General features: G+C 36.8%; 12 protein-coding genes. 7 read left to right on the forward strand and 5 right to left on the reverse strand.

What is annotated here, in order from left to right; translation table 11 throughout:
• Positions 1 to 91: 91 nt before the first annotated feature.
• Positions 92 to 1783 (reverse strand): kdo(2)-lipid A phosphoethanolamine 7''-transferase, encoded by a 1692-nt coding sequence (eptB, locus tag JEP71_RS06120; protein WP_198625926.1) that lies wholly within the window; start codon positions 1781 to 1783, stop codon positions 92 to 94.
• A gap of 531 nt (positions 1784 to 2314) precedes the next feature.
• Here eptB and fdhF point away from each other — a divergent pair.
• Positions 2315 to 4459: a formate dehydrogenase subunit alpha gene (gene fdhF, locus JEP71_RS06125; RefSeq protein WP_198619238.1), complete on the forward strand. Its 2145-nt coding sequence runs from the start codon at positions 2315 to 2317 to the stop codon at positions 4457 to 4459.
• Between the two features lie 100 nt (positions 4460 to 4559).
• Here fdhF and JEP71_RS06130 read toward each other — a convergent pair whose 3' ends face one another.
• Positions 4560 to 5447, reverse strand: a complete 888-nt coding sequence (locus tag JEP71_RS06130) for a 2OG-Fe dioxygenase family protein (RefSeq protein WP_198619239.1) — start codon at positions 5445 to 5447, stop codon at positions 4560 to 4562.
• Between the two features lie 170 nt (positions 5448 to 5617).
• The gene (locus JEP71_RS06135; protein ID WP_198625927.1) at positions 5618 to 7231 is read right to left on the reverse strand and encodes a sigma 54-interacting transcriptional regulator; all 1614 of its coding nucleotides are present in this window, start codon (positions 7229 to 7231) and stop codon (positions 5618 to 5620) included.
• Positions 7232 to 7635: 404 nt separating this feature from the next.
• Here JEP71_RS06135 and hydN point away from each other — a divergent pair, with 404 nt between their 5' ends.
• From hydN to JEP71_RS06165, 6 genes are all read left to right on the forward strand, one after another.
• Positions 7636 to 8193 carry an electron transport protein HydN gene (gene hydN / locus JEP71_RS06140; protein WP_198619240.1) on the forward strand — a complete coding sequence of 186 codons (558 nt, stop codon included), beginning with the start codon at positions 7636 to 7638 and terminating at the stop codon, positions 8191 to 8193.
• Between the two features lie 72 nt (positions 8194 to 8265).
• Positions 8266 to 8607 (forward strand): hydrogenase maturation nickel metallochaperone HypA, encoded by a 342-nt coding sequence (gene hypA, locus JEP71_RS06145; protein ID WP_198619241.1) that lies wholly within the window; start codon positions 8266 to 8268, stop codon positions 8605 to 8607.
• A gap of 8 nt (positions 8608 to 8615) precedes the next feature.
• On the forward strand, positions 8616 to 8906 hold the full coding sequence (hybG, locus tag JEP71_RS06150; RefSeq protein ID WP_198619242.1) for a hydrogenase maturation factor HybG: 291 nt from the start codon (positions 8616 to 8618) through the stop codon (positions 8904 to 8906).
• 137 nt (positions 8907 to 9043) lie between these two features.
• Positions 9044 to 9358, forward strand: a complete 315-nt coding sequence (sugE, locus tag JEP71_RS06155) for a quaternary ammonium compound efflux SMR transporter SugE (protein ID WP_064718792.1) — start codon at positions 9044 to 9046, stop codon at positions 9356 to 9358.
• 400 nt (positions 9359 to 9758) lie between these two features.
• The gene (locus JEP71_RS06160) at positions 9759 to 10145 is read left to right on the forward strand and encodes a type II toxin-antitoxin system RelE/ParE family toxin (RefSeq protein WP_198619243.1); all 387 of its coding nucleotides are present in this window, start codon (positions 9759 to 9761) and stop codon (positions 10143 to 10145) included.
• Positions 10138 to 10467 carry a helix-turn-helix domain-containing protein gene (locus JEP71_RS06165; RefSeq protein ID WP_198619244.1) on the forward strand — a complete coding sequence of 110 codons (330 nt, stop codon included), beginning with the start codon at positions 10138 to 10140 and terminating at the stop codon, positions 10465 to 10467. Before JEP71_RS06160 ends, JEP71_RS06165 begins: the two co-directional genes overlap by 8 nt.
• Before the next feature lie 138 nt (positions 10468 to 10605).
• Here the strand turns inward: JEP71_RS06165 and frdD are convergent, their stop codons facing one another.
• Positions 10606 to 10965 (reverse strand): fumarate reductase subunit FrdD, encoded by a 360-nt coding sequence (gene frdD / locus JEP71_RS06170; protein WP_006535438.1) that lies wholly within the window; start codon positions 10963 to 10965, stop codon positions 10606 to 10608.
• A 14-nt stretch (positions 10966 to 10979) separates the two neighbouring features.
• On the reverse strand, positions 10980 to 11372 hold the full coding sequence (gene frdC / locus JEP71_RS06175; protein ID WP_088493866.1) for a fumarate reductase subunit FrdC: 393 nt from the start codon (positions 11370 to 11372) through the stop codon (positions 10980 to 10982).
• Positions 11373 to 11382: the final 10 nt, after the last annotated feature.

The following is an 11382-nucleotide window of genomic DNA, read 5'->3' on the forward strand; positions in this document are numbered from 1 at the left end:
TAATAAAACCCACGCTCAATATTGAACGTGGGTTTTTTCTATTAACTTATTTTTTCTATCAACTTAAAAGAATATTGTTAGTTTAAAAAAATTATTCTTGGGTTGATAGTGTATCACTAAAACAGAGGTTATTTTGATTATTAATACCACCATCTGACGATGAATAACCTAGACAACCTAACATTGAATCAAAAATATTGTGATGATAGAACGTGCGTTCTGCATCTTGATTGCGCTTTAAGTTATCAAATAGCTGTTTATTTTCAGGCTCTGCTAAATAGCTATCTGACATCCAAACTAAGAATGGTACTTTAAATTGTTCTGGTGGGGCAATTTCTTTTGGTGTGCCATGTAAGCCACCTTTTTCTGAAATAGATTCACCGTGATCGGAGGTATAAAACACAATGGCTTTTTTATCGCGCAATGTGTCGAGTATGCTATCAATAAAATAGTCGGTATAAAGAATAGAGTTATCATAAGCATTCACTAACTGCTCTTTAGTACACTCATCATCCACATTTAAACATTCAGGTTGGTATTTTTTGAATGATTCAGGGTAACGCTGTGAATACATAAAGTGAGAGCCTTTAGTGTGTAAAATTACTAAATGATTTCCCTTTGGATGTTGGGCAACCGTATTTGCCGTTTCAGTAATTAATAAGGTGTCATCAAGTTCTTTACCAAAATTGCTATTTTTTGCAGTCATCATCTCTTTCATTGCGTAGTTATTTAAATCAAGTTTATTGTAAAACCATAATTCACTTTGCATGGAGAACAACTCTGATGACATACCTAATTGGCTTAATACTGAAAAAATATTGTTCTCTTTTAATGTCCGCTGATCGTTACTTTCTGTTCCGTTTTCTCGTACAAACATACATTTTAAAGAGAGCTTGGTTGCGGTATCACAAGAAATACCTTTAAAGGCAACAAGATTTTTCTCTTGGCTTAATAGAGGATTTGTTTGACGTTCATATCCTAACAATCCCATATGATCCCATCTTGCTGTTTCACCAATAATAAAAACAACATACACATCTTCATTTGCCTTTGAAGGCTCATAAGTGAAGTGATCGGCAGGATTAAAAATATTTTGGTTATTAAACGTATCGTCATACTGCGTTATTGCATATTGAAATAATGGGATAATCCAATTTGTAGGTAAATACGCATAACTTAAGCCACCACTATAGCTTGGCAGATCCAAGTTATTTTTTATTTCATAGGCTTTTTGTTTTGAATCAAGTGTTTTCAAATAGGCAAAAACAGCCAGTGCAATCACAAGCATTTTGACGGTATTTTTTATCCAGATTTTTTTCTTTTGTTGTGTAGTTAGATTTTTCTCTGGTTTTTTACCTAGCCAAATAAGAGCTAATGGCAAAATAGATAAGCCAATAATCCAAATAATCACATTTGGGCTAACCAGCTCTTTAGATAAATCCGTATCCGTGGTTAGTGTTGAAATAATAATGCCGTATCCAATGACGACATCATAAAAAGAAATATAGTAACTCGCACAAACACTCACGACGAGAATAAAAGAGGCGACGATTTTAAAGAATAGAGAGCCGAAAAAAGAGAGTAGCCGTAATAGAAAGAAGGTAAAGGCAATGTTAACAGCAATTTCACCTAGAATATATAATGCATCAATGAGGGGGTTGTTTGTATTTTGTGTGCCGTATCGGCCAATGTAAACGGAAAGATTAAGAAAGAAACCAAGGTAGACAGCTAAAAAAAGGGCAATGTTCTCTTTAGAAAAACGTAAAAACTTTAATTTTTGCATGTTCAGTTATTATCAATTTATATGGTGTAGAGGTCTTTAAGACCGCGAGGTTGTTTTCAGGTTCAGTATTATGTTCTTTTTTTTATTGAAGTTTAAAAATTTTTTATTTGATTTACATAAATATCAAAATTATTAATTTTAAATAGTTTTAGTAGATAGGAATATTGATAGAGATATTAGAAGGTTGTCATCATTATATACGGCAAGATCCCGATAAAGGCAGATAAGAAAGCGTATTTATTATTTTGATTTCGCAGATGAAATAAATAAGTATTATTACGTTATAAATATTAATGTATAACGAATTTTGATAGAAATACAAATCGACATAAATATCGTCATTAGTGTCGAGCACTTCCTACTACTTTAGCTGTCATTGTTTTCTTGCTCATTCAACGGATTTTATTTCTCTTTATTTTTCATTGTGTTGCGGAAAAGTGAAAAAGCGTGCTTATTTGGCACACTCTCTGCATAGATAGAGGAGAAGATCAGGTAATAACCTGAAAGTTGATGAACACAGGAGCAATGTTGATGAAAAAAGTCATCACGGTCTGTCCGTATTGCGCCTCAGGATGCAAAATCTACCTGAAGGTGGAAAACGGTAAAATTATTGGCGCTGAAGGAGCCAATGGTTTAACAAACCAAGGTGAGCTGTGTCTGAAAGGGTATTATGGATGGGATTTTATCCATGATACTAAGATACTGACTCCACGTCTTAAAACACCAATGATCCGTCGTGAAAGAGGCGGAAAATTAGAATCGGTTTCTTGGGATGAAGCGATTGAGTTTGCAAGTAGCAAGCTTCTTGCTATCAAAGAGAAATACGGTGCTAAATCTATTATGACAACCGGCTCTTCACGAGGCCCGGGTAACGAAGCTAACTTCGTTATGCAGAAATTCGCTCGTGCGGTTATCGGAAATAATAATATAGACTGCTGTGCTCGTGTCTGACACGGCCCTTCGGTTGCAGGTCTGCAGCGTTCGGTCGGTAATGGTGCTATGAGCAACTCAATCGTTGAGATTGAGGATACCAAATGTCTATTTGTCTTCGGCTATAACGCCGCAGACTCGCATCCTATTGTTGCTCGCCGTATTGTTAAGGCGAAAGAAAAGGGTGCCAAAATTATTGTATGTGACCCTCGTTACATCGAAACAGCACGTTTAGCCGATTTACACTTAGGCTTAAAAAATGGCTCTAACATTGCGCTATTAAATGCGATTGCGCATGTGATTATTGAAGAAGGATTGCATGATAAATCCTTTATCGAAAATCACACCGAGCAATTTGACGAGTATTGTAAATTAGTTGAAAGCTATACACCTGAATCTGTTGAAGAAATAACAGGTTTAAGTGCTCAAATTATTCGTGAAGCTGCACGTATGTACGCGAAAGCAGAAACAGCGACAATTCTTTGGGGTATGGGGGTAACTCAATTCTACCAAGGTGTTGAAACGGTACGTTCACTGACTAGTTTAGCTTTATTAACGGGTAATTTAGGTAAAAAATATGTCGGGGTTGGCCCAGTTCGTGGTCAAAATAACGTACAAGGTGCGTGTGATATGGGAGCATTGCCTAACACACTACCAGGTTATCAATACGTTACTGACGAAAAAGCGCGTGAGAAATTTGCTAAATTCTGGGGCATTGAGTCAATGCCTGAAGAAGTGGGCTATGCGTTAAGTGAAGTTCCTCATAATATCGATCACGGCTTATTAAAAGCTCACTATGTAATGGGTGAAGATCCACTGCAAACTGAGCCTGATTTAGCAACAATCCGTAGAACGTTTGAAAAACTGGATCTACTGATAGTGCAAGATATCTTTATGACCAAAACGGCGTCTATTGCTGATGTTATTTTCCCTGCAACATCATGGGGTGAGCATGAAGGTGTTTATACTGCGGCAGACCGTGGTTTCCAACGCTTCTATAAAGCTGTTGAACCTGTTGGTGATGTGAAAACAGACTGGCAAATTATCAGTCTGATGGCAACAGCAATGGGTTATCCAATGCATTACAACAATACCAAAGAAATTTGGGATGAGTTGCGTGAGTTATGCCCAATTTATTATGGTGCGACTTACGAAAAAATGGCGGACTTGGCTTATATCCAATGGCCTTGCCCAACAGAAGATAGCCCAGGTACACAATATCTGTACGATGGTGGTAAATTCGATACTCCTAACGGTAAAGGTCAATTCTTTACTTGTGAGTGGGCTCCACCAATTGACAAACTCTCTGATGAGTTTCCAATGGTATTGGCAACCGTCCGTGAAGTTGGACACTACTCTTGCCGTTCAATGACAGGTAACTGTAAAGCATTGGCGGCGTTGGCTGATGAACCGGGTTATGTTCAATTAAACACAGAAGATGCCAAACAGTTGGGTATCAAAGATCAAGAGTTAGTTTGGATACGCTCTCGTCAAGGTAAAGTCATTACGCGTGCTGCGGTCAGTGATAGACCGAATAAAGGTGCTGTATATATGACTTATCAATGGTGGATTGGTGCTTGTAACGAACTGGTTGCAGAGAATTTAAGCCCAATTACCAAAACACCTGAGTATAAATATTGTGCAGTATGTGTTGAGCCAATCAAGGAACAGGCTCAGGCAGAACACTATGTGAAAACGGAATATAGCAATATTAAACGTCGTTTAAGAGAAGCCGCCGAGGGTTGATCTTCGTCTGATTAATATTGTCTTTCTGCCTTAGAACCGAGTTTATTGACCTTAGCGTCAGTAAGCTCGGTTTTTTATTAGATTATTATTTTGTGCACAACTAAGCGGCGGACTGATTTAAATAAAGTGTTAAAGGTAAGTCAGGATGCGGATCCATCGAATCAAATTTATGTGATGGGTGAGAATCAACCGTTGGATAGCGAGATAGTAAAACAATAAAGTCTTGGTAAGCCTGTTTTTTATTATCATGCGTAAAAATAGGTGTACCGCTATGATTTAATTCATTATCTGCAATGAGTAAAATATCAAGATATTGCGCATTATTGTGTTCATAAAGTACATTTTTAGGATCAATTTTTTGCCAAGCTGTTCCTATCGCCTCTTTTGGTGAATGAACACGTAAAGCGCCAGTATTATCCTTAACGTTATTCTTATTCATCATCACAATCATGGTGTGATCAACGCCATCTTTATGAACCCCTTCAATTGAAAGTTCACTTAAAGAATCTGGTTGGGCAATTAATCTTAAATGAAAAACAGTTGATATTGATTTAGGCGAATTTTGATCGGTTAAGTGACGAGATGTAAATTTATTACCTTGAATTAATAGCATTTTTAATTTTAATAACGCTTGATAAGCCGTATTGCTCTGCCAGCGATCATCAAGTGCTCTAAAATGCCTTTGTGTGCCACTGTCTTCACGAATAAATCCATCTTCTTCAGTGAGAACAAAAGGTTGATATTCTAGTCTGGAGATCGTTTCTATATCATTATCAAAAAGGTAGCGTCCTGTTCGAGAATGACGAAATGAAAGAGTCGGATCTTGTGCTAAATAGTCACCATATTCCATGAGTGCATTAATATCTTTTTCTTCAGCACCTAATTGTTTTATTAAATCAATGACAATACTTTGGGGAATAAAGACATATTTATTATTCTTGTATTCTTTTTTTATTTCACTAATTCTATTTATAAGCAGGCTATTCATATATAATATGCTCCATTGATGGTTTATATTATTAATAGTTAATAAAGTGAGTAATTAATAAAATATAATCATTTAGATTATAGATAGAGATTAATAAGTTTCAAATGTACAAAAAAAGAGTGTAATAAAATAATTACACTCTTTTAGATAAGTAAGAAACTATTTTAGGGTTAAAGTATTTCTGGAATTGAAATACCGAGACGTTGCATCCGCGATAATAACGTTGTTCTTTTTAATCCTAGTTTTAAAGCAGCGCCTCTAGCGCCAGCAACTACACCATTGGTTTCTCTTAATGCTTGAATTATCCTTTCTCGCTCTTCATCATCGCTTTCTGGCGCATTCGTCTGCATGCGCTTTTCAATGGATGAAGGTTGCGTCAGTACCTGCTTTAAACGAGAGGGCTTGTTAATATGAAGCTCTTTTAACTGAAGGTTTAATGTTGATCCTCGCGTTAAAATAACGGCACGCTCAATAATATTTTCAAGTTCACGAACATTACCCGGCCATGGATAAAGTGTTAACTGCTCCAATGCGTTGGCAGGTATACAATCTATTTTTCTATCCATTCTACGCGCAATTTTTTGCGTAAAATGTTTAGCTAAAAGCGGAATATCTTCAGGTCGCTCTCTTAGTGGTGGAATAATAATAGGAAAAACATTAAGACGATAATAAAGATCTTCTCGAAATTCACCTTCATCTGTTAATTCATGCAGATCTTTATTGGTCGCTGCAATTAGCCTAACATCAACTGGGATCACTTTATTACCACCCAACCTTTCTATTTCTCGCTCTTGAAGAACGCGAAGCAATTTGGGTTGTAAGTCAATTGGCATATCACCAATTTCATCAAGAAATAGCGTGCTTTTATCTGCCATCTCAAATCGGCCAATATGTGTATTGGTTGCGCCTGTAAATGCGCCTTTATCATGGCCAAAGAGATCACTTTCTAAAAGGCCAGAAGGTACTGCGGCACAGTTCATTTTTATCATCGACTTATTTTTTCGCAGACTTAGACGATGAATAGCGCGCGCAATTAATTCTTTACCCGTACCTGTTTCACCTAATATAAGTACAGTACTATCACTTTTTGCCACTAATTCAATTTGTTCTAGCACATTATGCATAGCGTCACTTTGATAAATAATCTCACTGAAGCATGCATTGTTATCTATTTGCTCATTAAGCCAAATATTCTCATTCTTTAAACTGTCTTTTAAATGTGTTATTTCTTCATAAGCAGCTGCATTTTCAATGGCGATACCAATACGAGCTGCAATTTGTTGTAGCAATTGGCAAGTATCGTTAGTAAAAACGCTTCCTACTTCGTGTGCTAAAATTAATAAGCCTAGCGGTTTATGATTAAAAGCCAGTGGCAATAACAAAGCCGTCTGCATATTTTGCTTAACTAGACGCTTAATCAAAACATCTTCTTGATCTTCTTTATTAATATCAATTAAGACAGGTTTATTCTGATTAATAATTTCTTCTGCTTTGTTATTCGCGCTACTAAACTTACGTTGTTGGCGAATGACTGATTTCCCAGTCTGATAACGACTAGAGTAAAGAATACCTTCACCACTATTTTGTGATGAGGTACGGCATAACATAAGACTAATATGGTTCAATCCAAAAAAACGATGTATTTCTTTAGAGACTTCAGAAATAAGACCATCCATGTCTAGATGAGCTAATACAGAATTTGTGATATCAACCAATATTCGATATTGGTTGCGCTCATTACGAAGGCTCTCCATAGTTTCAGCATTGTTACTGCTTAATTTCATGACACCACCGATTGCCCTAAAAAATTAGCTATATTGTAGTAGGTTTATAATAAATTTATATCAATGACTGAATCATTTTTGATCCAACCCGCTATTTTTGTATATGTAGTGAAACTTAAGAATATAAATTTATCAAATCACTATATAATCAAATATATATCGATTTATTTTATCGTCAATATTGTCGAATAATTTGACGAAGTGACTTGTTTGTTAATTAATAATCATTTTTATTTGAAAATTATTTAATTGAAAAATAAGGAATAGTTATATCAAAAATATATTGGCATGAACCGTGCTAGATTCATTCTATTGATACTCTAATTATTACTCTTAATTAGAATAACTCGTTGAATTTATCGCCATATATAACGGCTATATATAACAAAGATCAGGAGAATATGATGAACCGTTTCATCATTGCAGACCCTAAAAAATGTATTGGTTGCCATACTTGTGAAGTGGCTTGTGTCGTGTCACATCAGCAAGTAGACCAAGATAATTTAGCCATTGAGCAAATTAGTGAGCAGAATTTCCAACCCCGAATTCATGTGGTCAAAGGATTTTCAATCAGTACGGCAGTTGTTTGTCATCAATGTGAAGATGCCCCTTGTGCTAATGTGTGTCCGAATGGCGCTATCATTCATAACAAAGATTATTACTATGTTGATCAGGAAAAATGTATAGGTTGTAAAACCTGTGTACTGGCTTGCCCTTATGGCACGATGGAAGTGGTTTCTCGTCCAGTTATGCGCACATCAACCGCGCTCAATGCGATTGAGGCATTTAAAGCGGAAGCCAACAAATGCGACTTATGCCACCATCGTGAAGCGGGTCCCGCATGTATTGAAGTCTGCCCAACTCATGCTTTAGTGTGTATTGATAGAGATGCACTTGAAGAGATGGTTAAAGAGCGTCGTCGCAGAGCAGCTTTTGAAACCGGTGCTGAATTGTTGTTCTAAGATCAATAATAAAGCAACTATGTACTGGTACTATAGTTGCTATTATTTATCCTGCTTCAATAAGGTATCGACATGCATGAAATTACGCTTTGCCAGAGCGCATTTGAGATAATAGATTCTCAAGCTAAATTAAATAATGCAAAAAAAGTAAAAAGTGTATGGATGGAATTGGGCGCATTATCTTGTGTTGAAGTCAGTGCACTTGAATTTTGCTTTGATATTGTTTGCAGAGACACCCTTGCCCAAGGTTGTGAATTACATATTGAGGTTATCCCCGCGAAAGCATGGTGTTGGGATTGTCATCAAGTTGTCACTGTTTCAACCTTTAATGCAGGTTGTCCGTCTTGTGGTAGCCAAAATTTGCGCGTTGAAAATGATGATGCAATGCGAATAAAGCAAATAGAGATCGAATAGGGGTTGTTATGTGTCTTGGTATTCCAGGTCAGGTTGTTGAAGTCGGAAAAACAATCACTGAAAATGCAATGGTCGATGTTTGTGGCGTTAAACGAGAAGTGAATATTGCGTTAGTCTGCGAGGGTGAGCCTCATACGATGATCGGTAAGTGGGTGTTAGTGCATGTTGGTTTCGCCATGAGTATTGTCAATGAAGAAGAAGCAAAAGAGACGCTGGATGCTCTGATGGCAATGGGAGAAGTTGAAGATGATGTCTCTGCTTTTCTTTATGGCGAAGAGGGCGCACCTAAGCAAGTTTGAATAAATTTCAAGCTATTGCATGCTTTATTACTTTTTCTTATAATTCAATCTCATTTCTCTGAAGCTGGGACGACCCAGCTTTCTGTTGTTCATTCAGGGGACGACCCCAAATATGTTTTATATAAAAGGGGTAATTTATGTCCTGGGCAATTCTATTTGTTGCTGGTTTACTTGAGATAGTTTGGGCTGTTGGCTTGAAATACACTCATGGATTTACGCGACTAACACCAAGCATTATTACGATAACGGCCATGATTGTGAGCATGGGCATGTTATCTTATGCCATGAAAGGCTTACCAGCAGGCACCGCTTATGCGATTTGGACAGGTATTGGTGCTGTCGGTACTGCAATTTTTGGTATTTTAGTTTTTGGTGAGTCTGCCAATATTTATCGTTTATTGAGTTTAGCGATGATAATTTTTGGCATTATCGGGCTGAAATTGGCGAGTTAATTGTGATAGGTTTGATTTATTAAAAAATTTTCTAATAAGATTAGCGTAATTAAAATCTTTTTACTTATGTTATTGTTCTAATGAAAATCATCAAAAATCAATTAGATAATGATAATTAAAAGATCTGCGTTAAAATTTTGATAGTCAATAAGCGGTAACATTTAACCATAGAGCCCCCCAAAATAAGTGTCCTATTTTGGGGAGAATTTAGAGACTTTGATTTTGCTCTAATCAATTGGGTACGATATTTTCTAGCTTCTCCCATATCCTTTTTGCAGAATAAAAAATGCAATCACCTAACTTTTTTTGTTTCTTGGTTTTTAATCTAAGTGGTTAAAGAAACATTGATTGAAAAAGTGGTACTGGTTACTATAGTACTCATTACTGCAGAGGGAGTGGCATGGGAATATATAAAATATCTTCTTTTAAGAGAAGTGTGAAGAAAACACCCATAACGGATAAGCAGTTATCTGTAGCTGCAAAAGAAGTTCAGCAAGGAAAATATGAAGCTGACTTGGGTGGTGGAGTAATAAAAAAACGTCTAGCAATACAAGGACAAGGTAAAAGCGGAAGTGTTAGAGTCATCATATTTTTTAAGATCAACAATCATCTTTTTTTCGCTGATGGCTGGACGAAAAATGCCGTTAATGCAAAGGGAAAAAAAGAAATAGAAGATGACGAATTGCAGGCCTATAAACATTTAGCAAATGAGTTTTTAAATTATGATGAAAGTACTATTAATCATTTAATTTCTTGCAGAATTTTAGAGGAAATAACTGATGAGTAACAAGCTAAATAACATGCTTGAATTGGCTAAAGAGCTAAATGCCGCAGGTACATCACCCGATAGCTTGGTTCAAGAAATTGAAAGTATTGTTCACACTCGTGAAATTAATGACAAAATACAATGCGTATCGGCGATGAGTGGTGCAGAGATTAAAACTTTGCGCACTAAATTTGGAATGTCACAGGCTGTTCTTGCCCGAGCTTTAGGTATGTCAAAAGAGAGCGTATCTAAATGGGAAAGAGGTGAAAAGAAGCCAAGTGGACCAGCGCTAAGAATGTTACGTATTTTAGAACGTCAGGGACCTGAAGTCCTAATAATTTAAGTGAGAGACGATAAGCCGGTAAGTGCTTTTTGTTTACTGTGGAGATATAGTTCAAATATAAAAAAGTTAATTATAGAAAATTTTTTTCATAAAAAAAGCCACTCAATGAGTGGCTTTTAATTCTTACGTATTAATCAATTACAGTGTAAATACACCAATGATAGCGATAACGCTGATAATTGCTGCACCACCATAAAATACCCATTTGCTTGCAGGTACATGCACTTTAAAATCGTGCAGAGTATGGTGAATACGGTGTAATGCACACCAAACTGGCAGAATAATCATTAGCAGTAAGAACAGACGGCCAATGATGCTTTGGCTAAATGCCATAATACGTTCATAAGTAAATGCTTCTGGCGCAATACCCATAGGGATTAGGATACCGAGCAGGATGATGATTGCTGGAGAAACAATCGCACTCCACATACCACCTGCACCAAATAATCCCCAGAAAATAGGTTCATCAGAGCGCTTAGGAAGTTGATTCTGATTCATTATTTCCTCCTGGGTTAAATTAACGCCACTGCCAGAATAGCGGCAGTAACAACGATAGTGACACCCCAGAAACCACGAACGATGGGTTCTTGTGGCATTTTTTCATCTTTAACAACGATAACCACTGCTTTTGGTGCAAGTTTGAACCAAGTTGCAGAGTGGAATACCGTCGCAATTAGGGTCACAATGTTAATTAGCATTACAATTGGGTTGCTCAGGAATCCAACGAAACCTGCCCAACTTTCTGGTCCATTTTTCAGTGCGAATACACCAAACAGTACAACCAGACTGAACCAAAGTTGTGGAAGACAAGTCCCTTCACGGGTGATATAGAAACGATAGAATCCAAGTTTCGTCCACCAGTTTGGTTGCATGCCACGAACATAAGGCTTACGTTTTGTTGTCATGTCTTGTTTC

Origin of the sequence: Proteus sp. PR00224 (assembly GCF_016238105.1) — a bacterium.
Lineage (GTDB): Bacteria > Pseudomonadota > Gammaproteobacteria > Enterobacterales > Enterobacteriaceae > Proteus.

Coding starts and splice junctions, on each gene's coding strand:
- eptB (WP_198625926.1), bottom strand. CDS start 1,783: ATGCAAAAATTAAAGTTTTTACGTTTTTCTAAAGAGAACATTGCCCTT.
- JEP71_RS06130 (WP_198619239.1), bottom strand. CDS start 5,447: ATGAATAGCCTGCTTATAAATAGAATTAGTGAAATAAAAAAAGAATAC.
- JEP71_RS06135 (WP_198625927.1), bottom strand. CDS start 7,231: ATGAAATTAAGCAGTAACAATGCTGAAACTATGGAGAGCCTTCGTAAT.
- hydN (WP_198619240.1), top strand. CDS start 7,636: ATGAACCGTTTCATCATTGCAGACCCTAAAAAATGTATTGGTTGCCAT.
- hypA (WP_198619241.1), top strand. CDS start 8,266: ATGCATGAAATTACGCTTTGCCAGAGCGCATTTGAGATAATAGATTCT.
- hybG (WP_198619242.1), top strand. CDS start 8,616: ATGTGTCTTGGTATTCCAGGTCAGGTTGTTGAAGTCGGAAAAACAATC.
- sugE (WP_064718792.1), top strand. CDS start 9,044: ATGTCCTGGGCAATTCTATTTGTTGCTGGTTTACTTGAGATAGTTTGG.
- JEP71_RS06160 (WP_198619243.1), top strand. CDS start 9,759: ATGGGAATATATAAAATATCTTCTTTTAAGAGAAGTGTGAAGAAAACA.
- JEP71_RS06165 (WP_198619244.1), top strand. CDS start 10,138: ATGAGTAACAAGCTAAATAACATGCTTGAATTGGCTAAAGAGCTAAAT.
- frdD (WP_006535438.1), bottom strand. CDS start 10,965: ATGAATCAGAATCAACTTCCTAAGCGCTCTGATGAACCTATTTTCTGG.
- frdC (WP_088493866.1), bottom strand. CDS start 11,372: ATGACAACAAAACGTAAGCCTTATGTTCGTGGCATGCAACCAAACTGG.